General features: G+C 42.1%; 26 protein-coding genes and 1 pseudogene. 5 read left to right on the top strand and 22 right to left on the bottom strand.

What is annotated here, in order from left to right; genetic code table 11:
• Positions 1-324: 324 nt before the first annotated feature.
• Positions 325-2,262, top strand: a complete 1,938-nt coding sequence (locus BSZ04_RS15440; protein ID WP_088880756.1) for an LTA synthase family protein — start codon at positions 325-327, stop codon at positions 2,260-2,262.
• 37 nt (positions 2,263-2,299) lie between these two features.
• Here BSZ04_RS15440 and BSZ04_RS15435 read toward each other — a convergent pair whose 3' ends face one another.
• On the bottom strand, positions 2,300-3,199 hold the full coding sequence (locus BSZ04_RS15435) for an MFS transporter (protein ID WP_231896323.1): 900 nt from the start codon (positions 3,197-3,199) through the stop codon (positions 2,300-2,302).
• Positions 3,175-3,477 (bottom strand): MFS transporter, encoded by a 303-nt coding sequence (locus tag BSZ04_RS25465; RefSeq protein WP_231896322.1) that lies wholly within the window; start codon positions 3,475-3,477, stop codon positions 3,175-3,177. The genes BSZ04_RS15435 and BSZ04_RS25465 overlap by 25 nt, the downstream gene beginning before the upstream one ends.
• A 101-nt stretch (positions 3,478-3,578) precedes the next feature.
• Between BSZ04_RS25465 and BSZ04_RS15430 the strand changes: the two genes are divergently transcribed.
• Complete coding sequence (locus BSZ04_RS15430; protein WP_088880755.1) at positions 3,579-4,361, top strand: AraC family transcriptional regulator; 783 nt, start codon at positions 3,579-3,581, stop codon at positions 4,359-4,361.
• A gap of 249 nt (positions 4,362-4,610) precedes the next feature.
• Entirely contained in the window at positions 4,611-4,991 is a 381-nt protein-coding gene (locus BSZ04_RS15425; protein WP_038887707.1) for a hypothetical protein, read from the top strand.
• Positions 4,992-5,245: 254 nt separating this feature from the next.
• On the opposite strand, the gene BSZ04_RS15420 is transcribed toward BSZ04_RS15425, so the two are convergent.
• From BSZ04_RS15420 to BSZ04_RS15405, 4 genes are all read right to left on the bottom strand, one after another.
• Positions 5,246-5,677: a hypothetical protein gene (locus tag BSZ04_RS15420; protein WP_231896321.1), complete on the bottom strand. Its 432-nt coding sequence runs from the start codon at positions 5,675-5,677 to the stop codon at positions 5,246-5,248.
• 193 nt (positions 5,678-5,870) lie between these two features.
• Positions 5,871-6,236 carry a hypothetical protein gene (locus tag BSZ04_RS15415; protein ID WP_088880753.1) on the bottom strand — a complete coding sequence of 122 codons (366 nt, stop codon included), beginning with the start codon at positions 6,234-6,236 and terminating at the stop codon, positions 5,871-5,873.
• A gap of 248 nt (positions 6,237-6,484) precedes the next feature.
• Positions 6,485-7,306: an NAD-dependent epimerase/dehydratase family protein gene (locus BSZ04_RS15410; protein ID WP_088880752.1), complete on the bottom strand. Its 822-nt coding sequence runs from the start codon at positions 7,304-7,306 to the stop codon at positions 6,485-6,487.
• A 191-nt stretch (positions 7,307-7,497) separates the two neighbouring features.
• Positions 7,498-8,082: a hypothetical protein gene (locus tag BSZ04_RS15405; RefSeq protein WP_088880751.1), complete on the bottom strand. Its 585-nt coding sequence runs from the start codon at positions 8,080-8,082 to the stop codon at positions 7,498-7,500.
• A gap of 808 nt (positions 8,083-8,890) precedes the next feature.
• Here BSZ04_RS15405 and BSZ04_RS15390 point away from each other — a divergent pair.
• Complete coding sequence (locus BSZ04_RS15390) at positions 8,891-9,460, top strand: hypothetical protein (protein WP_038896425.1); 570 nt, start codon at positions 8,891-8,893, stop codon at positions 9,458-9,460.
• 67 nt (positions 9,461-9,527) lie between these two features.
• On the opposite strand, the gene BSZ04_RS15385 is transcribed toward BSZ04_RS15390, so the two are convergent.
• The 16 genes from BSZ04_RS15385 to BSZ04_RS15280 form a co-directional block, all read right to left on the bottom strand.
• Positions 9,528-10,379, bottom strand: a complete 852-nt coding sequence (locus BSZ04_RS15385) for an IS3 family transposase (protein ID WP_088880749.1) — start codon at positions 10,377-10,379, stop codon at positions 9,528-9,530.
• The gene (locus BSZ04_RS15380; RefSeq protein ID WP_004413754.1) at positions 10,376-10,684 is read right to left on the bottom strand and encodes a transposase; all 309 of its coding nucleotides are present in this window, start codon (positions 10,682-10,684) and stop codon (positions 10,376-10,378) included. Before BSZ04_RS15380 ends, BSZ04_RS15385 begins: the two co-directional genes overlap by 4 nt.
• Before the next feature lie 190 nt (positions 10,685-10,874).
• A complete protein-coding gene (locus tag BSZ04_RS15375) occupies positions 10,875-11,552 on the bottom strand; it encodes a hypothetical protein (RefSeq protein ID WP_231896341.1) in 678 nt (225 codons plus the stop codon).
• A gap of 763 nt (positions 11,553-12,315) precedes the next feature.
• On the bottom strand, positions 12,316-12,837 hold the full coding sequence (locus tag BSZ04_RS15370) for a GNAT family N-acetyltransferase (RefSeq protein ID WP_088880748.1): 522 nt from the start codon (positions 12,835-12,837) through the stop codon (positions 12,316-12,318).
• A gap of 150 nt (positions 12,838-12,987) precedes the next feature.
• Complete coding sequence (locus BSZ04_RS15360; RefSeq protein WP_151899065.1) at positions 12,988-13,389, bottom strand: hypothetical protein; 402 nt, start codon at positions 13,387-13,389, stop codon at positions 12,988-12,990.
• Positions 13,390-14,158: 769 nt separating this feature from the next.
• A complete protein-coding gene (locus BSZ04_RS15350) occupies positions 14,159-14,446 on the bottom strand; it encodes a hypothetical protein (RefSeq protein ID WP_088880747.1) in 288 nt (95 codons plus the stop codon).
• 226 nt (positions 14,447-14,672) lie between these two features.
• Positions 14,673-15,107, bottom strand: coding sequence for a GNAT family N-acetyltransferase (locus tag BSZ04_RS15345; RefSeq protein WP_088880746.1), 435 nt, complete (start codon positions 15,105-15,107; stop codon positions 14,673-14,675).
• A 138-nt stretch (positions 15,108-15,245) separates the two neighbouring features.
• The gene (locus BSZ04_RS15335) at positions 15,246-15,695 is read right to left on the bottom strand and encodes a hypothetical protein (protein ID WP_005448614.1); all 450 of its coding nucleotides are present in this window, start codon (positions 15,693-15,695) and stop codon (positions 15,246-15,248) included.
• A gap of 160 nt (positions 15,696-15,855) precedes the next feature.
• Entirely contained in the window at positions 15,856-16,437 is a 582-nt protein-coding gene (locus BSZ04_RS15325; protein ID WP_054824859.1) for a DJ-1/PfpI family protein, read from the bottom strand.
• A 145-nt stretch (positions 16,438-16,582) separates the two neighbouring features.
• Positions 16,583-16,990 carry a hypothetical protein gene (locus BSZ04_RS15320; protein ID WP_005448070.1) on the bottom strand — a complete coding sequence of 136 codons (408 nt, stop codon included), beginning with the start codon at positions 16,988-16,990 and terminating at the stop codon, positions 16,583-16,585.
• A gap of 249 nt (positions 16,991-17,239) precedes the next feature.
• Positions 17,240-17,506 carry a hypothetical protein gene (locus tag BSZ04_RS15315; RefSeq protein ID WP_088880745.1) on the bottom strand — a complete coding sequence of 89 codons (267 nt, stop codon included), beginning with the start codon at positions 17,504-17,506 and terminating at the stop codon, positions 17,240-17,242.
• Positions 17,507-17,751: 245 nt separating this feature from the next.
• Positions 17,752-17,934 (bottom strand): hypothetical protein, encoded by a 183-nt coding sequence (locus BSZ04_RS15305; RefSeq protein ID WP_088880743.1) that lies wholly within the window; start codon positions 17,932-17,934, stop codon positions 17,752-17,754.
• A 164-nt stretch (positions 17,935-18,098) separates the two neighbouring features.
• Positions 18,099-18,869 (bottom strand): hypothetical protein, encoded by a 771-nt coding sequence (locus tag BSZ04_RS15295; protein ID WP_088880741.1) that lies wholly within the window; start codon positions 18,867-18,869, stop codon positions 18,099-18,101.
• Between the two features lie 142 nt (positions 18,870-19,011).
• Positions 19,012-19,794, bottom strand: a complete 783-nt coding sequence (locus tag BSZ04_RS15290; protein WP_088880740.1) for an FRG domain-containing protein — start codon at positions 19,792-19,794, stop codon at positions 19,012-19,014.
• Positions 19,795-19,939: 145 nt separating this feature from the next.
• A complete protein-coding gene (locus tag BSZ04_RS24955; RefSeq protein WP_140125746.1) occupies positions 19,940-20,371 on the bottom strand; it encodes a hypothetical protein in 432 nt (143 codons plus the stop codon).
• Positions 20,372-20,526: 155 nt separating this feature from the next.
• On the bottom strand, positions 20,527-20,904 hold the full coding sequence (locus BSZ04_RS15280) for a nuclear transport factor 2 family protein (protein ID WP_005537159.1): 378 nt from the start codon (positions 20,902-20,904) through the stop codon (positions 20,527-20,529).
• 254 nt (positions 20,905-21,158) lie between these two features.
• On the opposite strand from BSZ04_RS15280, the pseudogene BSZ04_RS25415 reads away from it, so the two are divergent.
• Positions 21,159-21,464: pseudogene (locus tag BSZ04_RS25415) on the top strand (hypothetical protein).
• Positions 21,465-22,885 lie beyond the last annotated feature (1,421 nt).

The raw sequence follows: 22,885 nt of genomic DNA, 5'->3' as shown, positions 1-22,885 counted from the left end.
GTTTTTTGCTAACTAATAGCTACGCGAAAGCCGCCGCACGTCTTGGGAGGTGCAGCAGCAACAATCAGTCGAGATAGAATTAGTTAAGCGTTTCATAGTCCCCACATTAAATAAGAAAAAGATAAAAATCAACCAAGTGCTAATTCGCCTCTTAAATGACAATAATTCGCGGCAAGTAGCCTTCACATACTCACCCTTACAAAGCCATACCAATCATTACAATTAAATCTATAAATAAGCCTTATATTTCACGTTTGCTTCACGTTTTGTTTGGTACAAAACGCACCATAAAAATTAGACACATCAGTAAATTAGGGAATATTTATGAGAAAGCCCACATTTGGCCCTTTGCAGCCTATCGCTGTATTTGCGCTATTTTCGCTTGCTTTTCTTTCCGTTTCGCGGATTTTACTTGCCGTTTGGCTTTCTGACCGAATCGAATCTTTTAACGACTTAATCTACATTCTTGGTCAAGGGCTCCGTGTTGATTTTGCAACCATTTGTTGGCTGTTCATCCTTCCTGGCTTGCTATCTGCCCTATTGCCCGTAAAAGGAAAAGTTGGCGATTGCTGGAAGTGGGTATTACGTTGCTGGATGGTTGCAGGGCTATGGATCTTGGTTTACATGGAGCTCGCAACCGCACCATTTATTCAAGAGTACGATCTACGCCCTAACCGCTTGTTTGTTGAATACCTCATTTATCCAAAAGAGGTCTTCAGCATGCTTTGGACTGGTTACAAGTTAGAACTATTTATTGGTACTCTTGGTACTGTAATTACACTTTTCTTTGGCTGGAAGTGGAGTAAAAAGCTCACTGATAACGCCCAACAAGTTAATTGGAAGTGGCGCCCTGTGCTTGCGATTTTGGTGGTTTTGATTGGTGTTGCTGGCGCTCGTTCATCTCTAGGCCACCGTCCACTAAACCCTGCAATGGTCGCGTTTTCTAATGACCCACTGATGAACGATTTAGCACTTAACTCTTCTTACTCATTATTGTTTGCTGTGAACAATATGAAATCAGAAAAGAACGCAGAACAGTTCTACGGCAAGATGGACGATCAAAAGATGCTCGACATCGTTCGCATCTCTTCTGCGAAGTCTGATTTTGACCCATCAGCTCTTCCAACAATGAACACGAATAAAGCGACTTACCAGGGGAAGCCAAAAAACTTGGTTATCTTGCTACAAGAAAGTTTGGGAGCGCAGTTCGTAGGCTCACTAGGCGGCCTTCCACTAACTCCTAACTTCGATAAACTGATGGCTGAAGGTTGGCAGTTTACGGAAATGTACGCAACCGGAACGCGCTCTGTTCGTGGTATCGAAGCAGTTACTACAGGCTTCCCGCCTTCACCATCACGTGCAGTGGTTAAATTAAGCAAGAGCCAAACGGGCTTCTTCACTATCGCTGACTTGCTCAAAGATCGCGGTTATCACACTGAGTTCATTTACGGTGGCGAAGCAAATTTCGACAATATGAAGTCCTTCTTCTTCGGCAATGGTTTCGACCAAATAGTGGAAGAAAAAGACTACGAGAACCCCGAGTTTGTTGGTTCTTGGGGAGTAAGTGACGAAGACCTTTACACTAAAGCCGATCAAGAGTTTGAGCGTCTATCGAAAACTGATAAGCCTTTCTTTAGCTTGGTATTCACCTCAAGTAATCACAGCCCATATGAGTATCCACAGGGAAAAATTGAGCAGCACGATGACGAGTACATGACGCGAAATAATGCGGTTAAATATTCTGACTATGCTCTGGGGACATTCTTTGACAAAGCAAAGCAATCATCATACTGGAATGATACTGTGTTTATCGTCATTGCCGACCATGATGCTCGCGTGCATGGCGCTGACTTGGTGCCCGTGAAGCACTTCCACATTCCTGCGTTGATCATTGGTAAAGACATCCAACCGCGTAAAGATGACCGTATTGCAAACAACATCGATATGCCGCCAACACTATTATCACTTATTGGTATTGATGCCAAAACACCGATGATTGGTCGTGACTTGACTAAGCCTCTGGCACGTGAAGATGAGCGAGCAATGATGCAGTACGATAAGAACTTTGGTTACTTAACCCGAGATAACCTAGTGGTGTTCTCACCGGGTAAGAAAGTCTCCACAATGGAATATGACTTTGTTAACCAAACTATGAAGCCAATTCAAGTTGACCCTGCCGTGATAGAACGCGCTAAGGCCAACGCTCTATTTGCTTCAAAGGCGTATCAAAATAACTGGTATTCTTCTAAAGTAACTAACTAGACAAAAATAAGGAGCGCAACATGCGCTCCTTTTTGTTTCACTGTTTCACTAATGTGGTGCTATCCGTTTTTCTTTTGCTTGAAGAAGGCATCATCAATGCGCTCAGTAATGCCAGCGCCATCCCACCTGCAAGGATGAAATACATCAATACAAACTCTTGTGTGTAAGCATAGGTCGCAGCAATAAGCCCATACGCGATAGGCCCTGTGCTAAAGCTTAACGTGTACTTAACGGCATAGATTCTAGAGCGCCATTTCGCATCTGAATAATGGCCAATAAGCCAATCGTTCACTGGTATTTGCGCGTATGTGCACAGCATCAAACCAACAAACACGAAAACCAATGACCATTCATGAGTAACCGTCGCCAATAGGAGGAATAACAATTGTCCACCAGCAATGCAGGCGAGCAGCTTCTTGATATCAACACAATCGAGCAATTCACCCACAACAAGCTGAATAAACGCGGCACAAACAAAAATCGATGTGGTTAACGTGCTTGAAAGGCTCAATGATTGGCTGAATTGTGCGTCCATGATTTTAGGCAACGAGGTCGTAGTAGATTGAAAGACCAAACCACCGAAGAAGACAATCACCGCAGCACAAGCGAACAACACGTTGAGTTGTCGCGAATGCATTGTTACGTTGTCACTTAAATTTTTCGCATGCTCTATATCAGTAACACCTTTCGATGCAAACCAGTACACGACGCCAGTTAATAAACACACAAGACCTGGAATATAAAATGCGGCTTGCCAAGCGAACCATTGACACAACAAAGCGGTTCCAATTGCCGCAAACGCCAAACCTAAGTTACCTGCTAGTCCATTTACTGCGATAGCCCTGCCTGTTTTGTTTGCAGAACTGAATATAAGTGCGATGCCGACGGGATGATAAATCGCTGCAAACAAGGCTATGGCACAAAGCCCATTTGCCATGGCGTTTGCGCAAGAGCAGTAAATAACGCAGAGGTGCCCATCCCAAAGTAGAAAACGAGCATCATGCCCTTTCGGCTCCAACGATCCGCCAGCCAACCTGCAGGCAGAGACATCACGCCATAAACCAGCATTGCCCCACTCCCCACTTGGAGCAGCTCTGCGTAACTCATGGCCCATTCTTTATGCAGCGTCAGTACAACAGAAGGAAAAATGAGCAAGAAGTAATGATTGAGCGCATGCCCCACATTGAGGACACCTGCGTGAAATGAACGGTTCATCTCGACTCCATACCAAATAAAGGAAAGCTAATTAATGACAAGCTCAGCTTATCTGGCTAGCATTTGGCGTATAGATTCTATTGAGACCGGTTATTGCTCAAATGAGCCAAAACGTCAAAACCATCAGTTTGGATGCCAACATCAATTGCTTAGAGGCGGTGGTCATTCCCAAGCACTACCCCAATGGACACGTCATTGATTGGCATTGCCATCGGCACAACCAACTGGTGTACGCCAGCAGTGGTGTGATGGCGGTCGAGACAGAATCCAAGTTATGGGTCGTTCCGCCTCAAAGAACGGTGTGGATCCCGGCGCATGAGAACCACAAGGTATACATGTATGGCGATGCGGCGATGAAAAATGTCTACTTGTTGCCAAGCATCGATACTGAGCTGCCAAATCAGAGTGATGTTCTAAATGTGTCACCAATGCTGCGTGAGATGATCATTAATCTTTCTGAGCAACCTGCCGACCAAGCCAGCACAGATTCGTATTGGCGAATTGTTCAGGTTTTGTTGGATCAGTTGAAAGTCGCGCCGCAAGCTTCCATTCAAATCCCTCTTCCCAACAATGCCAAGCTTGGACAGGTTTGTAACTCACTGTTGGATGAGCCTGCGGATAATCGTTCATTAAAACAATGGGCAGAAGAAATTAACGTTAGTAGCCGCACTTTGAGCCGCTTGTTTCGTAATGAAGTTGGCATGTCTTTCATAGAGTATCGTCAACAAGTAAGGTTGTTCCACTCTCTGACTTTGTTGGCACAAACTCACCCTGTCACTACCGTGGCATTAGAGTGTGGCTTTACCAGCCTAAGTGCTTTTAATCATCTATTCAAACAAAGCTTTGGGGTGACGCCGAGTCGCTTCTTCATCAATAAATATTGAAAAATGAGGACGAATAAAGCCCGCATTTGATGCAGAGTTTGAGCTTTTGGATACTCCGAGGTCCTGACAGTCCTAGCATCTGAAGATTCTACTAGACTCACCATTCGCGTATTTACTCACTAGCAAAGCGTAAATAATCAGAAAAATCGTTTAATAATGTGCTTTTTAGGCATTCCCATTCAGACTTCAATAAATTAGACTCAAGCCAATGCCCAAGAAGTTCGAATTATTGATAAAAAAGGAATGCCCATGAGCTCAAGTATGATCCTTAATGAATCGCTGATTGAAAGTGGCCGTGATATCCCACTAAAAGAATTGTTGTATGCGAAGCGTGTACTTGATAATTACATGGCTGTGGCAAAAGAAACTAGCCCATTAGAACTGTTGACTGAAATGAAATCGGCAGCGAAGCAAGTAGAATACTTCACGACCGATGATAACCCATGCGAAGCGCGTAACGTCATCAGCAGCATGATCGACGAGATTGACAGTGCAGAGTCGTTTGACGCATTCAAAGCATTAGCGGGTAAGCCCTCTCAAGCGTTGAATGAACTAATTGAAGATCGAGCCAAGTTGATTAAGCATGAGCGTGAACTGCTTTTAGCTTCAGGTTACGAAAGTTGTAACTAGGGGATCAAGAAAACAAAACTAGCCAGCCCTATGTATAGTAGGCTGCGTATCAATATGCTTACGCAGCCTATCCTTCCCGTAATACTTTTTGAAGCAGTTGTTGTCTGATTAGCTCAACAATCATTCCAATCTTGAACATTTTTATATGGACTTAAGTCCTGCGAGGCTAAGTTAAAATCATCCAATACTTTCAACATACCTATGTTTTCACTAGGCTGAAGATAAAGAGAAACCGGGGCAAACTTTATGGGTTGCTAAGAGCGGACACACCCATTAACGATGGTAATCCCTAAGCTATATTCTTTATCACTTTGTCCTTCAGCCCTTTCAGTGCGAATTTTATTGAGACTAGCGGTCAAGCGAGACAACTCTTGGTCGGATAATGACAGCGAATACAAACGCTCATTAATACGTAAGTCTTCCAACACCTCTTCATTTGAGGTAGCAGCGACGTCCAAAACTAGTGGAAATATTTCCTGTGCTTTCCCGCCCTTGTCAGATGATGTAATCTTGAGATCCACTTCTGTAACTTCAAAGTATTCCGGTGTCTTTGTTACGACCCTCACTTCGCTGGGGACCACGCCAAGAACATCAAGTGTCATCAACTTGTAAATACTCGTAATTGGAACTGATGCGCACCCCGGGAGCGTGGTTATTGACAACATTCCTATTAATAACAGTCTCATAGAACTCTCCTTGTTTATAAATTCTATATGACCAAGTACAGATTAATTGGTTAAATTCATTCAGGATGACTATATAGGTAACTCATTGTCTGTCAGCTCACGACCAGTCTTACCTCTATAAGCTCGTACAACAAATAGGAGAGATTTCTAGGTGAAAACCAATACACCAAAAATACTCAACTCATATGTTGAGTTAAGGGTTATTGGCAATTTTCTTGAAAAATAACAACAGCTCAGAACAAACATACTGGAGTAATAGATCCTCTTTAGTACAGGATAAGTCCAAGTGAAGCTTAGTAGTGTCGCCCTTCCCAGAAACATCACGCAGTAAATTTCGTCGACCACCACCAATGGTGGGAATGTCTAACAAACGCAACAACACTTGCGCTTGCTCCGAAGCTTCCTCAAACACTAAATCATGCTGATACTCGAGGAAAACCTCATGATTATTCACTGTGCACTGACAACGGTCTGGTTTGAAGTACTCGCCAAACTGCCCTTCGAGTTGAGCGATATTTTCCGAAACAGTAGCAAGACGATCATTGAGTTCACTTAACATTTGGCCACCTTTCTTTTCAGTAAATTCTTATATTAAAGCTCATGAATTCAGGTTTAGCTCTATTTTTGAAGATCTTGGTTTATGCTCCGTACACAGCTATGCATTTTCTCACTCAAACTAGCTGGCATACCCTAAGGCTGAGTTAAGGCGTAAAAAAGCTACTAATGTACAGCGCCACTGCGCCATAAAAACGAAGTCCAACACATAGTAAAAATGACACACGTTGCGATTCATTCTTAAACAGACTGCTATGTGTAATTTTCTATATACTCCCTTAAGGACTCTGTCGGTTCAAACAATGGACTAATTGGAAGATTAAGATTTAGCTTTTCAATTTCGACTGCCAAAGAGCCATGGCATTTCTCAAAGTCACTCCAACTGCTCTCGTGAACCTGCTTCACGACTTGAAAGTAGAGTAGCAATTGAGAGAATGCTTCGGGGCTATACCCCTTAGTCTCAGCAATAAAGTGTTGTGTAGCCGGACGTTTACCTTGAACCAGCGCCAAATAAAATCGAGCAATATCATAAACATGGATATATTGGTTGTAACCTTGAGATGGTATCGCTACTTGGAGAGTTTGGTCAGATAAGGAATCTACAATACGCTTTAGCTGACAGTTTTCACCACCATAAACCAAACTAGGACAGTAGACGACATGCCACTTCTTTTTGATAGCGTAGTCTATTGTAACTGTATCCGGTTTCACCGCCGCTAGAGGCTTAAGCCTAAATTCTTTAAGGTCATTGTGAGAAGCATTGCCAAATAACCAAACGCCCGATGTGTGGATTTTTGTCGCACCTTCAGCCGCTAATCTGTCCAACTGCGTTAGCAGCTTGGACTCTATATTAGCAATTTCCTCCGGCGAAAATTCTGACCAATGTGGGCGAGCACAATTTATAACGATATCAAAGTAACCAGAAAAATCTGTTGGCACCTTGCTAAGCTTCCGAGCAGGAGGTAAGACACCGCTAGTCCTGCTGTAAGTCGAAACTTCAAAGCCACTTTCGACAAACATCTTAGCCACGTGGCTACCAATATATCCATTGGCTCCTGCTATAAGTACTTTCATTCTTTCCCTGAGCTCTCAATTAGACCCTAGATCTAACTTAGTAAAGTGTCTACTAAACGTGGGGTACTCGGAAACATAACGCCGCGTTAAGGTGCGACAAACAAGCGTGCCATACTTGAGCGAAGCGAAACCGGCACGCGTTTGGAGTCACTCTTAAACGCTTTGTTATGAAAATTTCTCACCACGTGCGCCTAACCTTTAACACCTAGCAAGATTGTACACTCTGAACGCCCTAGACCGTAAAAGCTGGAACAAAGAAAACCATATTCTGAAATGTGGTTGGTGAGTTCTTTATTTACAGCTTCATATTCGTCTAGCTCTGTCCCACCATGAGCAAGATACACCCCACCAACTATCACTCCAATCTCCTGAGCTGTCATAAAGTCTAGAGCTGAACTCTTACTGTTAAAAGCAAATAGGAAATCAGAAGATTGATTGAGGTTTCTAATGTCAGCAATATCGATATTATTCGGCATTTCATCTGAGAAAAGCTTATCTGCTAAATTCAGAACAACATCATGGATTGCAGCTAAGTCATTTGAAGGGTTTTCAAAATGGACCAACTCAAGCCCCTTACCTGCACACACTTGAACTAACTTTTCACTTTGTTCTGGGAACAGTCCAGAAACAAAAAGCGCATCAAAATTAGAATCCTGTAATGGAGAACCCCAGATATCTCCTAGTGGAATAAAGGTGCCATTTGGAACAGAATCCAGCTCAGGAAGAGAAATTGCTAGCAACAACTCATCCATATCGATTTCAATTGGTTCAAACATACTATTCCCTATTTTATGCGATTTTCATAACGCCTTGCTAAGGTGTGAGTAACGCAATACAAAAGCTACCGCACAGCGCCTTAACCACATAAGCCACCGCATAATAAAAATGCCACGCGTTACGAATCACTCTTAAGCAATTTGTTAGTACATGCACTACTTCTATTTGTGCGCTCCAAGATATTGAAAAGTAGCATGATATGAAAGGCTTTGAGCACTGAAGTGAGACGGGCAGCTACAAAAGTTAAACTCGATTGAAAAACGAAAGTTGGCTAGAAGAAAAACGCACTGAACTGCCCTACTTTCACTGGCTTCAAATTAGAAAAGGATTCGGTCCTAGTACTCCGACGACAGCATCAATTACAACCAAGGTTCTCTCAAAAGCCGCCACAAAAGTGAAGAAGCGCCAAAGAAATAGGCTAAGAGTTAGAAACCGTAAACGGTGAAATCAAAGCGAACACTCCGCATATAGTGCCACCGGAAAGAACGTGAGAGGTACAAACTGAAAGGTGTAAATACGAACGCCAAAACAGATAAACACCCAAAACTTATAACCTTTAATGTCAAACCCGTACTAACGCCCTGTTAAGGTGTGAGCAACGCAATGCCGAAGCCCCTGTATACCACCTTAAACACTAAACGCAACGCATAACAAAAATGCCACGCGTTGCAAATCACTCTTAAACAGTTTGTTATACCTCTGTAATCAAATACTCACTTATGAGATCTCATACCATAACATGCGTTACAGGTTGCCATGTCATAAGATATTACCTAACTTACCTCTCTTAAACCGAGGTAACCACAAATGAAAAAACTTGTATTAATTAGCTCAATCTTGTTGATGCTATCAGGCTGTCAAAGCACAAAAAGCGACAGTGCTCTAAATCCAACACTATCTAATTACCACATAGAGAAACTAGCTGTTCTAGCCGTTAATAGCCCAGATATCGAAGACCTAGTCACTGAAGAGCTAACTGAACAAGGAACACATGCTACCGCTGTTAGAAACCTTTTAGCATTTTCCAAAGATGAGAATGATTTTTTCAACAATATTGTTCGCCAGGGATACTCTGATATCTTGGTGATTAACTATTCTATTGGTGGAAGACAGTTAACAGTAACAGGCTACAACACTACCGCCAACACATATGACACGTACAACGGAAGTAATACCTTTGGTACCACTTCTGCGATTACTGCCTCTACAAATAACGCCGTAGCCAATGCCACGATCATAAACACCAAGGGCGTAAAGGTCTGGCAATCAAATATTAATCTCTCAGCGGGAGGACATTTATACACCGATGATGCGTCAATGATTGAAGGTTTAGGCGAAGCGGTCATTGAAGAATTAGAAAAGAGCACTCTCCTCTGAATAAGCTCGGGCACTACCTATTGGTGCCCGAGGTTGGTGTACCCCACAAAAAGTAGACAGTACATAACTACATACTTTCGTACTCAACTGGGCTGATGTGCCCCAACGCTGAGTGTCTTCTTCTGCGATTGTAAAATACCTCGATGTATTCGAAGATGCCCATTCGGGCTTCTTCGACAGTTTGATAGTCTTCTGCGTATATCAGTTCGACTTTCAGTCGACTGTAGAACGACTCCATCACCGCATTATCCCAACAATTGCCCTGCCGACTCATGCTCGGTACACCTCCATGCTTGCGCATGAAGTCTTGATATTTATATGCCCTGTATTGTACACCACGGTCCGAGTGGATAATGACGCCCTTAGGCGGCTTACGTGACTCAAACGCCATTTTTAGGGCATTGGTGACGAGCTCGACGGTCATCGTTGTCCCTAGCGACCAACCCACAATACGCCTTGAATGCAAGTCCATCACTGTCGCCAAGAAGAGCCAGCGGCTCTTCACCCAGATATACGTGATGTCCGTAACCCATTTCTGATTTGGTGTCTCAGACTCAAAGTCTCGACGCAGTAAATTGTCAGCAACATTCGTCATCGCAGCCACATCCTTGCTGTATTTAAACCCTTTGCCATTACGTGCCCTGATACCTTTTTCCCTCATGATATCAGCCACATAATTCACGCAGCAGGCATAGCCTGCTTCGTTGAGTTCTTCGGCTATTCGCACTGAGCCGTAACGTGCCCGATATTGGGCAAAGGTACACATGACGAGCTGTTCAAAGCGCTCTCGCCGCTTTGAACGCTCACTCGGCGTATGATGACACCACTTATAATAACCGCCCCGACTCACCTCTAACGTACGACACATTAAGCTAATCGAGTACTCGCCGGTATAGCTTTCAATGAACTCGTACTTCACTCTTGCTGCTTCGCGAAGTACGCCGAGACCTTTTTTAGGAATTCCATTTCATCTTTGAGTCGCTTGTTCTCGCGCCTTAGCGCTCGGAGCTCTTCGGACTCTTTCTTCGAATAATCGACACCATCTAAGGTGTTAAACTGTTTATCAGATAGACGTGTGAACTGGCGCTTCCAGTTCCGGATCTGCTGGGCACTGATGCCCAGCTCCTTGGCAACGGAGACGGCTGTTCGGCCAGGAAGACTAGCCAGACGGACTGCTTCTTTGCGGAACTCTTCGGTGTACGCTGGATTACGATGTTTAGCCATAAATCACCTCTCAATTAGACCCTAGATCTAACTTAGTAAAGTGTCTACTAAACGTGGGGTACTCGGGCATATAACGCCGCATTAAGGTGTGAACAACGCGACCACTGAACCCAACCATACCACCGTAGACACTGAACTCAACGATGGAATGAAAAATACCAAGCGTTGAGAATCACTCTTAAATGCTTTGTTATACCGCTGATTTCCCAGTAACAAAACCTTCCGATTCAAGGTCGAACTTTTCACCACAATGCTGACAATGAGCGAACAAAGGAACAGCTTGTTTCGTCGTTATATGAGCAATATCTGTCTTATTGCAGTTACCGCAAGTAAACTTGTGAGTTGATATCTTTGGTAGAGCTGGCAAGTTTCTTAGGGCTCTGTATGCGGAATACGCAACTTCTTCAAAGTCTTCTAATTCACCATTAGTTAGTGAAAAGTCTTCTTCATGAACAAGTTTATTCCTTATCGTAGCAACGGCTCTCAATTCTTTGACGAGGTCAGCCGGTAACAAGTCAGAAACTGAAGATGTTTTCTCGTGTAAACCTTTACCTGTAGCCCCTATTTTTGCCAAGCGACCTTCAAGGTCTTTGCTGTTCTCGATAACTATTTCGTAAGAACTTTTCTTATGCTGAACGCGTTCAGTGCTACGCGAGAACGATAGTGAACTCGATGCTTTAGTCTCTGATCTTGATTTGGAGAAGAAATTATATGTGTTCGTCGCTAACTTAACTTTGTAAAAAATTAAGCCTGCACCCACAGAAACCCCTATGCCCATAAGTGGATTGACTGAAAACAATACTAGTAGGATGAAGCCAAAGATTACTATTAGAGACACATGCACTAACTTTTGGATTAAATCGAGCACCTAAAAGTCCTTCTGTAACAAATACAACAAGTTGAGCATCTTACACTTCCTTTTACTCGTCTACACTTAGATTTATCAAATACTGTGCTATAGCCCAATAAGCGGTATAACGCCGCGTTAAGTGGTGAACAACGCTAACCACCAAACTTAAACCATTGTACCTTAAACACTAAATTCAACTTGAACCGAAATCGCCAAGCGTTGTGAATCCGCCTTAAACGCCTTGTTAGGCGAAGTTTCCCACCAATGTTTAAGTGGTTTTGAAAGCAGATTACCCGAAACCAAATAAGCAACCAAACACCCACTGATTTTTTGTGATTCAAGAACCACAAAAGCCACTATGTTACAGCCTCACTTTTAACAACCACGAAATGCGACCTTTCAGCGACAAAGTAGCTTTTAAACCTGATAAACCTAAAGCTACGAAATAACAGCAAAAGCCAGAGCCTCGATTAACTTTCCTTTGCCACACTTTGAGCCAGTAAAATTCGCCACAAACCAACACCAAAAATGAATGAGGCAACCCACGAACTTTGGCATGCTTTACGGTTGGAGATATTCAAGAACTTTGGCCGACAATGCTGAATTGCCGACTTAGAAAAACGAATGCTCAAAGAGAACTAAGAAGATGAGAACAAAGAACTTTTCTGCCCGTCGCCTAACGCCGCATTAAGGTGTGAGCGGCGCTTGGCTATACTTGAGCGAAGCGAAAACGCCAAGCGTTGCGAATCACTCTTAAATGCTTTGTTAGCCCTATGGTTGACTAGTACATATAACCTAGCCAATCAAAATGTCCAACACCCCACTGCTTATCTCGGAGTGGTTTCACGTACAGTTCATCAAGATGCTCTACAGCAACTCCAAAGTTGGTGTGCTCGTGAAGTCTTAACCAAGACTGCATGCACTGAACTTGGTAAAAGCCGTTTGTAGAGTAGAAATCATGTAACTCAGATATGAGGATTATGAAATCAACGTCTTTAGTTTCGGCAAATGACGATACTTCTGACAACATGAAAGAGCCAATACCTTGCCCTCGATAACGTTCGTCAACACAAAAGTCGATTACGCCCAGAACCTTATGTATTTCCCCACCGACACTAACAACGCGATAATCCAGTCCAAGATAGCCAACCAGCTGTTCACCTTGAAAATGAAGGGCACGCATATGAGGTAACTGCTTAAAGTAAGAACGACTTACTTGGTTGTCTGGAAAAGCTTGATTTCTTAATGCTTCGATTGCCTTATGATGCAATTCTGAAACATCTATTTCTTGTACGATTTCCATATCGCTTCCTCGAAAAGGGCTAACGCCCTGTTAAGGTGTGAGCAACGCAATACCAAAGCTCCCGCATACCACCTTAAACACTAAACGCAACGCATAGCAAAAATGCCACGCGTTGCGAATCACTCTTAAACAGTTTGTTATACCGTTGCTTTACAGCTCGTCAACTCTTTCCTGTTGAATTTCTAGAGAAAAACTAATTTCGCTATCGACAGCATTGAATTCCCAACGATCATTGACTTGGTCACCACCACACATATCTTTACATCCATAATGGGCATACCAGTCATAGGTTACTTCAACACTGCCAGTAAAGTTCAAAACAAGCTCGTCATCTTCCGTAAATTCAAGAGCACCTAATGAAACGCTTTCTACATCTAAGCTTCCCTCACACAACTCCGCTCTCATGTCATATTGAACGCACACAGATGCCATTCGTTCATAAAATTCAGACTCATGATGCAAAATTGAGTCCTGAATACTTTGCTGTAGTTGGCTTTCTTCCATATCCACGTCGACCACAATTGGTAACGTTATCTTCAATCTATTGTTCACTTTTAATCCCACAATAAATATTTGTAATTGCTAAAACGGTATAACGCCCTGCTAAGGGGTGAGCAACGCAATACAAAAGCCGCCGCAAACCGCCTTAATCACTAAATTCAACGCATAGTAAAAATGCCACGCGTTGCGAATCCCTCTTGAGCAGTTTGTTAGTTTGCAAACCCAAAGCATTGATTTTACGTTATTTTAAACTTTGCAAACAATAAGCTTTAAGTGTTTTGATGCACTTAAGTCAGGCTTAGTCTCAAAGCGGCTACTCAATGAAACCACTTGGAACAAACAACGCCGCAGAAAACGAACTTACAACACCAAAAAGTGCTTTGTGCCGACAATCTCACAATGCGGAGGTTCAACAAAGTTACTGAAACCACGTGAATTTTCCACACCAGAGGAAACGTCATTTCAGCGAGTAAATCGGCTTTGTACAGACAAACTCAAAGAGCAGAGTTTCAGCGAAAAAGTTCAACTCAGTGAACCCAAAAGTCGCTGCACCAAAGAACAAATCAACCGTTGAAACGATGCCAATTTTGGATTTTCACCACGCTAGTTAACACTGAAATTGAACGCCGATACGACAATTTCGACTTTGAGCTTTTACCACTAGATCTTGCGATATAGCTGCGTTTTTCCTCTTGCAAACTAACGCCCAATTAAGGGGTGAGCAACGCGACCACTCACACCTAAAGCATTGTGCCATAAACACTAAATTTGAAGTAGAAGCAAAAATGCCAAGCGTTGTGAATCCCTCTTAAATTGCTTGTTATGTGATATTTTTCTTATCTGATAGTTTTCTATACCGCCACTCTCCTAGAAACCAAGAGATAACATTAAACGGAATACCAATTGCTAATAATAACATCACCGTCGTAGGCAACTCAGTGAGAAACTCACCCCATCGGTTTTGGTTAGTAAAAAGAGCAAAACCAGCAAGCTTCCCTATAAAGAGCCCCCCGCTAATGATTAAAGTTTGAGTGATGATGTAGTAAACAGCACCTTTTTGTCGTTTATTAGCCCAGTTTTTAAACCATTTATTTTGAGACTCTGTCATCTTGTTCCTTTCACTTTGATATCAGTCCTACCTAACCTAACCATATGAAACTAAGATACAATTTGATTGGAAACTTATTCGAGCAATATCGCGATTTAGGCATATCACATAACGCCAAATTAAGGTGTGAACAACGCTTACACCTTAGCTAAAGCATTGTGCCATAAACACTGAACTCACTTGAAGTGAGAGCGCCGAGCGTTGTGAATCACTCTTAAATTTATTGTTATGTGTTTGAACTTAAAGGGACTTCCATTTCCACCAGCCCTTTGACTTCAGATGTTCTAACAAAGCCTTTGGACTCATACAGATTGATCGCTGGGTTCTCACTAAACACACGTAGAACTATCTTAGTGGATTGACGACTGAGTGCATGCCTTACAACTAGATCAAGGCACTTAGTCCCAACTCCATTACCTTGAAACTCCGGTAAAAGTTGAAAGTCTCTCAGAAAGGTCGTTTCGCCACTATAGCTAAAACGAAGAACACCTACACGAGTTTGGTCTAGGTGAATCTCGTAGTTTTCTAGTTCTTCCCAACTGTTTAGAAACTGATTGTGATCCCAGACAATCCCACGACTTAGATAGTAACTTGCCATATTTGTCTTGGTTAAAGACTCCGCGAATAAGGGATCACTACCGATTTTAAGCTGTACTTCCATGCCTTTCCCTCTGGCTACACATAACGCTCTGTTAAGGGGTGAGCAACGTAATACCGAAGCCGCCGCAAACCACCTTAATCACTAAAATCAACGCATAATGAAAATGCCACGCGTTGCGAATCCCTCTTAAACAGTTTGTTAAGCTACTGAAGTAAAAGAGATAATCAAATTAAAACCAAAATACATTAAGCAGACAACCCAAAAACCATAACCAACAAGAAACATTGGAGTAGACTTATAAATCGAACTCATTCCAAGAAGGTTCTTATCAATTTCGTCTAATTCGTGCAGTCTCGCTTTTTTTATATCACCCTCAAGAATTGAGTCATCAAGGTCATTACGTATATCCGCCATAACCTGAACAAAGGTTGAATTGTATTTTTTATCTCTAGATACTTTAAAAGAAAAGAAAGCTAGGACTAAAAACAACGCAACTATTTGAATGTACGGATGACTAACACTCCAACAACCTAAAGTAGCGACAAATAGCCAAATCGCCTCAAGATTTAGAGTGTTATATCGGTTTGAAATTTGAGCTCGAAGATCTTCAATTCTTACAATAAATTCACGTCTTACTTCATCAGACATTTATAAGACTTCCTCCTTAGGTCAAATAAGTAGCTTAACGCCTTGTTAAGGTGTGAGGCACGCGATACCGAAGCTTCCGCATACCACCTTAACCACTAAAACTAACGCATAGTAAAAATGCCACGCGTGCCGAATCACTCTTGAACAATTTGTTATGTGTTTAATGAGCACCTTGCTTGTGATAGCTCAGAATAAACTGTTTTTGCTTACGATCTAGCAACTCTAGGGCTTCAGCCACCGCTAACCCAAAATCAACGTACCCATTGGGCATCGCTGTCACTATACGCTTGTCGACTTGAACCAACGACTCTTCATAGATAGCCCCCTCCCAATATGGTCGAGTGAGCAGAACCGAAGATTCTGGGGCATATTTTTCCGTATAATTATGGGTAATTTTAACGCCCTTTAGGATGCCAGCTCTTGCTAAGACTAATACTCCCGCACATATGCCACCAATAACTAGTGATGATTCATAGGCTTTCTGGATGAAACTAGCAATTGGGTCGCTTCCCATTATTGAGTCGGGATTTCCTCCAGGGATCAGAAGAGCTTGATAGTCCGTAATACATATGTCCTCAAAGTTAACAGTGGGGCAAATTCTTAGACCTGAGGAATCGGTATGATTGTGGTTCTCAGGGGTGGTGATATCAACTCTCCCATACGCTCCTAAACACTCTATCGCGTACATTACTTCATAGGAAATAGCCCCCGGATAGAGTAAAACCAGTGTTCTCTTTGTCATTATTTCCTCTCTCCGTTCGGAACACATAACGCCGCATTAAGGTGTGAGCAACGCTACCACGAAACCTAACCACACCACCGTAAACACAAAACCCAACGATGGAATGAAAAATGCCAAGCGTTGGGAATCACTCTTAAATGCTTTGTTATACGATATTGCGGACTAAGTTTTCTTCAATATCTTTGAATAACTTAGCTTCCTGGGCGGTTCTACCGTTAGCAATTGAAATCCATTGAACTCCAACTTCATTGCAATGGTCAAATTCAACTTTAAGCTGATACTTTGATTTGAAATAGGATACAAGTAAAACCACTGGAAACGTGATTATAAACGCTATTATCCCTACATTGAGGTCAAAGCCCCAAGGTGTAGCAAACGGCTCAAATAACCAAAGGATACTTGAGACAATGAGAGAGATGATTACAGACTTCGTTGCATGAGAAACAAGCTCATTCTCGACGACCCGAACTCTTCGAATCTTGCTTATCGGGTAACTATCTTTTTTGACCTTTAGCTGACCATTTTCAATTGAAAAATCGTTCTTCTTGAACATGCTATTTCCTCGTTTGGGTTAAAAAGTTAGATAAAACGGCCACGCAAACGATTAACAAGATGATAACAATTAAATATGAATTTGCAATAGATATAATCACACCTTATATCGTATAACGCCCTGTTAAGGGGTGAGCAACGCAATACCGAAGTCACCGCACACCACCTTAATCACTTAAACCAACGCATAGTAAAAATGCCACGCGTTGCGAATCCCTCTTGAACAGTTTGTTAGGCGCGTAGCCACGTTTTATAACTGAATATCAACTTTGTTCCGTACATATGTAGGGATAGACAACTGCTCATCTATATCTTTGAACTTTGGCTTTTGAGGCATCAATTCTATTATCGCGTTCAGTTCTTCAAAACTGATACCGACAACTCGGCAAGCAGTCATCAAACCATTTATAAAGTGCTTTTTATCCTGCTTTTGCTGTTGCTCACTTGCAGGAATAGACGAGTACAATTCGCACTCTTTAGTTAATAAGGCTAGAAGTTCTTTTTTTGAGGTTTCCATATACAAACTCAGTTACTAGATAGTTTGGACACATTATCAATGATTTAAGACATAACTTCCAAGAGCTTGATCTGACGTTGTAAACCAAGCGCCTAACGCCCTGTTAAGGTGTGAGCGACGCAATACCGATGCCGCCGCAAACCACCTTAAACACTAAACGCAACGCATAGTAAAAATGCCACGCGTTGCGAATCACTCTTAAACAGTTTGTTAGGCAAATTCTAGCCACAACAATTAAGTTTTGGTTAAACTGACTCGATGACTAAATTACTATCCATTTTAGTACTCGAAAGTACAATATCTGCATTATCAGCGACTTCTACCGTGAATTCAGCACCTGAGGCCACATGAAAGCTTAACTTAGTTTGAGCAACCTGAACTGTAATTTCGCCAGATTCTTCACTTACATTTTTAAACTTCTTATTCATTTCAAACTCCTATTGATTATGATTTAAATAGTTGCCTAACGCCCTGTTAAGGTGTGAGCAACGCAATACCGATGCCGCCGCATACCACCTTAAACACTAAAACCAACGCATAGTAAAAATGCCACGCGTTGCGAATCACTCTTAAACAGTTTGTTATATGCGTATTAAATAGATCGTCGACTTTTAACCCAATTGTCTTTTCTTACAACGATACCAAGCTTATTGATGTCACTATTTAATCTCATACTCGGTTTATCAAATGCGTCTTCAGGTGTTTGCCCTTTTCTAAGACGAGCACAAACCGTTGAATAAGTAACTTGTGGGTTGATACGAGCATATGCACTACGTATAGAAGGATAATGAACTTGGTTAACAGTAACAGATTTCGAATTCCCGAACCCTTCTCCGTGCCCTTCCAAGGTCTTTTTGACTATTATTTGGTATCCGTTCTTATCCACCCACTCAAAATCAATGATATTAAACTGCCGTACACCAATAGCATCTTTGCCCCATACAACGTAATAGGAATTAGCCTCATCGTGTAGAGTGATTTTTTGGAGTTTTTTTCCACCAGACATACCACTAGCACGCCAAAGATCCCAACCACATTGTTCTGAATATGAGTACATCGAACTAGCAGAAGTTTCGGAGACAGATTCGACCTTTCCTGAAATCACCTTATTGCCATCGCGAACTGTTGGGTGCGGGTAGTTTTTATATTGTTTTTCCAGCCAGTCGCAAAGAGCAACGTCTATCAATTTCTGAGTGAAAATTGAGATTTGATGAGAATTCGACTCAATCCAAGATTCATCTACACCGCAGTTTTTACATGTAAGCAGCAATTTTTGATAAAAGTCAGCAGCTTTAATTTTTCCATTCTGCTCAATTACTAGTAGAGCGTATGGTCTCAAAAGTTCAATTAATTCTTTACTCATAACTTCCTTCACTTGAAAGCATATAACGCCGCATTAAGGTGTGAGCAACGCTACCACGAAACCCAACCATACCACCGTAAACACTAAACCCAACGATAGAATGAAAAATGCCATGCGTTGGGAATCACTCTTAAATGCTTTGTTAAGTTTCGATTAGCACGGACTGTTCCCGAATAATTCGAGAACTCAAAGAGTTAAGATCTTGATATATATCATCTTCCTTAAACCCTAGAGCATAAAGCTGAGATAGTAGTTCTTCTCGAAGGCTACTGTCAGACAAGACTAGTTTTTTAATTAATTTACTATCTGCGTTCTCAAAGTACTGCTCAACACCTAAACTGCTAGTTCCATGGAAAGTGAAACAACCCTTTTGTGCTTGAATCCGGTAATTCACATGTGGATGTTTGATAGCTATTGGAGATTCTGGAATTTGTTCTTCTCGGTCTTTTCTTAACCCTAATGGTAACCACTTTGAAATGAAGCAATCAGACGTACTATGACTAGGGACAAGATGGCTATCTACTCCAGCTGTAATTAGGTTTAATTCAACAGGTGACATCGCCCATACAACATGCTTTGAAGGGGATTCTTTTTCTAGACTAAAATATAATGCGACTAAAGCAGATGCACTCCAATCCAACAGCCGCGTAGGCATACCGTAATGCTGCATTAAAGCATACAACTCAAGCGGGTTTTCTATTTCATTCTTATAGTATGTTCGGTAATTTACAACAAATTCTAATACAAATGAATGTTCGAGGGTTGTGTCAATGTTACGCCATGTGCACCCAGGCAATAGCGAGTAATTAGTACAATTAACACCACGATACCAAATTCCGGAAGGTAACATTTCCCATTGTTCTGGGAGCTTTTGTACCTCGGACAGATATTCTTCTAACGATGAAAACTCAACTTCTTCTATCATTTATATCCTCATAACTCGAATAGAAACTTAACGCCCTGCTAAGGGGTGAGCAACGCAATACCGAAGCCGCCGCATACCACCTTAATCACTAAAACCAACGCACAGTAAAAATGCCACGCGTTGCGAATCCCTCTTGAACAGTTTGTTATGCATTTGCCACGTATTTCACATGAAGCTTTTCAAACTCAGCAACCAGATCCTTTAGGCAATCACTTAACTCATCCTCTAACTCAAAGAATTCAAGTGATTTCTCATGGAGTGTATCCATATTCGGATTATTGCCAATAGTCACAAGTAGAGCTTCATGGGCTATATAGTTTCGCTGCTTTCTGAGTTTATTGAGACGTTTATGTAGCTCTTTGTTGTCGTTTAACTTAACGAATGTGTTGAGTAGCCTTTCTAGTGGATAATTTTCTACATCTTCAATCGAAAAGCCGAAGTGGATTCGGTCGCCAACAAGAGCATGAATAAAGTCATATGACTTTCCAATATACATTTTCAATGAAAGTTCTAGGAGCTGAAAATTCGTTAACAGCCCAACCGTTCTTTCGCGGTAAAACTCTTGCTCTTTCTTCATTTTTTCTCCTGATGCATAACGCCCAATTAAGGTGTGAAGCACTCGACCACGGCACTCAATTGACCACCGTAAACACTGAACTCACCCCAAACCAAAAATGCCAAGCGTGCTGAATCACTCTTAAATTGTTTGTTATATGCCCGTTTTCCTAAGCGTTAATTATGTTCTAGCTCGAAAGGCGAGCACGGTGTGCCTTGGTGATACTTGAGTTGCCAGCAAGTACCAGTAAATGTCCAAATTGAACAACGTTTAGCAAAATCGCTAACTTCACCAAATTCACTTACCAGAGCTGACTCGTACCTCAGAAGTTGAACGGAAGGTTCTAGCTGAATACATTCATACCTCTGTGAATGTATGCGAGTGCTTGAGGGTTCTTCACATTCCATCATCTCTATGATTGAGTCGAAATCGTAACTCGTACCTGATTTACCGACTTCCACAAAACTAGGATGGATTAGACGCTCAATATCCGTTTTGCTTTGACGTATTTCGTATTGATGCAACTCGATCTCTTGCTCAATGAGAATATCCATTTGGTCTCCAAAATTTCAAAGGCATATAACGCCCTGCTAAGGGGTGAGTAACGCAATACCGAAGCCGCCGCAAACCACCTTAATCACTAAATTCAACGCATAGTAAAAATGCCACGCGTTGCGAATCCCTCTTGAGCAGTTTGTTAGTCGCGAGGCACCGAGCGACAATTTTAAGCCGAACTGAACTTTGCGAACAACAAACTTTATGTGCTTTGATGCATTTAAGTCAGGCGTAGTCTCAAAGCGGCTATTCAATGAAACCACTTGGAACAGCCAACGCCGCAGAAAACAGACTGACAACACCAAAAAAAGCGCTTTGGGAAAACCAATCTCACAGTGCGGACTTTCAACAAAGTCACTGAAACCACGTGGAACTTACAACACCAGAGAAAACGTCATTTCAGCGAGTAAATCGGCTTTTGTACCCAACAAACTCATCGAGCGGATTTGCAACCAAAAATAGACTCTCGATTGCCCTGCTCTGTCAGCACCAAAGAACAAAACAACCGCTTGGACACTTGCAAAACTTTGGACTTAAAACTGCTGAAGCTGAGTTTTGACCATCGACGATGAATCTGTATACCAAACAAACCGCTGCCAAATTTTTAGCTCAGAAACATGATTTTGATTGCTAGCTTTTTCTGGCGACTAACGCCCTGCTAAGGGGTGAGCAACGCAATACAAAAGCCGTCGCAAACCACCTTAATCACTAAATTCAACGCATAGTAAAAATGCCACGCGTTGCGAATCCCTCTTGAGCAGTTTGTTAGTCGCGAGGCACCGAGCGACAATTTTAAGCCGAACTAAACTTTGCGAACAACAAACTTTATGTGCTTTGATGCATTTAAGTCAGGCGTAGTCTCGAAGCGGCTACTCAATGAAACCACTTGGAACAAACAACGCCGTAGAAAACGGACTGACAACACCAAAAAGCGCTTTTGGAAAGCCAATCTCACAGTGCGGACTTTCAACAAAGTCACTGAAACCACATGGAACTTACAACACCAGAGAAGACGACTTTTCAGCGAGTAGATCTGCTTTTGAACCAACAAACTCACCGGGCAGAGTTGCAACCAAGAACAGACGCTCGATTGCCCTGTTCTGTCAGCGCCAAAGAACAAAAAACCGCTTGGACACTTGCAAAACTTTGGATTTGAAACAGCTGAAACTGAGTTTTGACCATCGATGAAGAGCCTGCATAGCAAACAATCATCAGCCAAATTTTAAGCTTAGAAACATGATTTTGATTGCTAGCTTTTTCTGGCGACTAACGCCCTGCTAAGGGGTGAGCAACGCAATACCGAAGCCGCTGCATACCACCTTAATCACTAAAATCAACGCATAGTAAAAATGCCACGCGTTGTGAATCCCTCTTGAGCAGTTTGTTAGTTTGCAGCCCCAAAGGGTTGATTTTACGTTATTTTAAACTTTGCGAACAACAAACTTTATGTACTTTGATGCATTTAAGTCAGGCGTAGTATCAAAGCGGCTAGCCAATGAAACCACTTGGAACAAACAACGCCGCAGAAAACGAACTCACAACACCAAAAAGCACTTTTGGAAAACCAATCTCACAATGCGGACTTTCAACAAAGTCACTGAAACCACGTGAACTTACCACACCAGAGAAAACGTCCTTGCAGCGAGTAAATCGGCTTTTGTACCAACAAACTCACAGAGCAGAGTTTCAGCAAAAAAGTTCGACTCAGTTACCCAAAAAGTCACAGCACCAAAGAACAAATCAACCGCTGAAACGATGCCAATTTTGGTTTTTTACCACGCTGAATAACACTGAAATTAAATGCCGATACGACATGAGCTTTTACCGCTAGATCTTGCGATATAGCTACGTTTTTCCTCTTGCAAACTAACGCCCTGTTAAGGTGTGAGCAACGCAATACCGAAGCTCCCGCATACCACCTTAAACACTTAACGCTACGCATAGTAAAAATGCCACGCGTTGCGAATCACTCTTAAACAG

It is taken from the genome of Vibrio rotiferianus (genome assembly GCF_002214395.1).
Classification (GTDB): Bacteria; Pseudomonadota; Gammaproteobacteria; order Enterobacterales; family Vibrionaceae; genus Vibrio; species Vibrio rotiferianus.
Note: the sequence above shows the minus strand (reverse complement) of the source record. Positions and strands in the feature narration are given on the sequence as shown.

Coding starts and splice junctions, on each gene's coding strand:
- BSZ04_RS15415 (WP_088880753.1), bottom strand. CDS start 6,236: ATGTTAAGTGAACTCAATGATCGTCTTGCTACTGTTTCGGAAAATATC.
- BSZ04_RS25465 (WP_231896322.1), bottom strand. CDS start 3,477: ATGAACCGTTCATTTCACGCAGGTGTCCTCAATGTGGGGCATGCGCTC.
- BSZ04_RS15425 (WP_038887707.1), top strand. CDS start 4,611: ATGAGCTCAAGTATGATCCTTAATGAATCGCTGATTGAAAGTGGCCGT.
- BSZ04_RS15435 (WP_231896323.1), bottom strand. CDS start 3,199: ATGGCAAATGGGCTTTGTGCCATAGCCTTGTTTGCAGCGATTTATCAT.
- BSZ04_RS15315 (WP_088880745.1), bottom strand. CDS start 17,506: ATGGAAACCTCAAAAAAAGAACTTCTAGCCTTATTAACTAAAGAGTGC.
- BSZ04_RS15325 (WP_054824859.1), bottom strand. CDS start 16,437: ATGACAAAGAGAACACTGGTTTTACTCTATCCGGGGGCTATTTCCTAT.
- BSZ04_RS15440 (WP_088880756.1), top strand. CDS start 325: ATGAGAAAGCCCACATTTGGCCCTTTGCAGCCTATCGCTGTATTTGCG.
- BSZ04_RS15390 (WP_038896425.1), top strand. CDS start 8,891: ATGAAAAAACTTGTATTAATTAGCTCAATCTTGTTGATGCTATCAGGC.
- BSZ04_RS15380 (WP_004413754.1), bottom strand. CDS start 10,684: ATGGCTAAACATCGTAATCCAGCGTACACCGAAGAGTTCCGCAAAGAA.
- BSZ04_RS15280 (WP_005537159.1), bottom strand. CDS start 20,904: ATGGATATTCTCATTGAGCAAGAGATCGAGTTGCATCAATACGAAATA.
- BSZ04_RS15345 (WP_088880746.1), bottom strand. CDS start 15,107: ATGGAAGTACAGCTTAAAATCGGTAGTGATCCCTTATTCGCGGAGTCT.
- BSZ04_RS15430 (WP_088880755.1), top strand. CDS start 3,579: ATGAGCCAAAACGTCAAAACCATCAGTTTGGATGCCAACATCAATTGC.
- BSZ04_RS15295 (WP_088880741.1), bottom strand. CDS start 18,869: ATGAGTAAAGAATTAATTGAACTTTTGAGACCATACGCTCTACTAGTA.
- BSZ04_RS15370 (WP_088880748.1), bottom strand. CDS start 12,837: ATGGAAATCGTACAAGAAATAGATGTTTCAGAATTGCATCATAAGGCA.
- BSZ04_RS24955 (WP_140125746.1), bottom strand. CDS start 20,371: ATGAAGAAAGAGCAAGAGTTTTACCGCGAAAGAACGGTTGGGCTGTTA.
- BSZ04_RS15335 (WP_005448614.1), bottom strand. CDS start 15,695: ATGTCTGATGAAGTAAGACGTGAATTTATTGTAAGAATTGAAGATCTT.
- BSZ04_RS15410 (WP_088880752.1), bottom strand. CDS start 7,306: ATGAAAGTACTTATAGCAGGAGCCAATGGATATATTGGTAGCCACGTG.
- BSZ04_RS15320 (WP_005448070.1), bottom strand. CDS start 16,990: ATGTTCAAGAAGAACGATTTTTCAATTGAAAATGGTCAGCTAAAGGTC.
- BSZ04_RS15350 (WP_088880747.1), bottom strand. CDS start 14,446: ATGACAGAGTCTCAAAATAAATGGTTTAAAAACTGGGCTAATAAACGA.
- BSZ04_RS15420 (WP_231896321.1), bottom strand. CDS start 5,677: ATGAGACTGTTATTAATAGGAATGTTGTCAATAACCACGCTCCCGGGG.
- BSZ04_RS15305 (WP_088880743.1), bottom strand. CDS start 17,934: ATGAATAAGAAGTTTAAAAATGTAAGTGAAGAATCTGGCGAAATTACA.
- BSZ04_RS15290 (WP_088880740.1), bottom strand. CDS start 19,794: ATGATAGAAGAAGTTGAGTTTTCATCGTTAGAAGAATATCTGTCCGAG.
- BSZ04_RS15405 (WP_088880751.1), bottom strand. CDS start 8,082: ATGTTTGAACCAATTGAAATCGATATGGATGAGTTGTTGCTAGCAATT.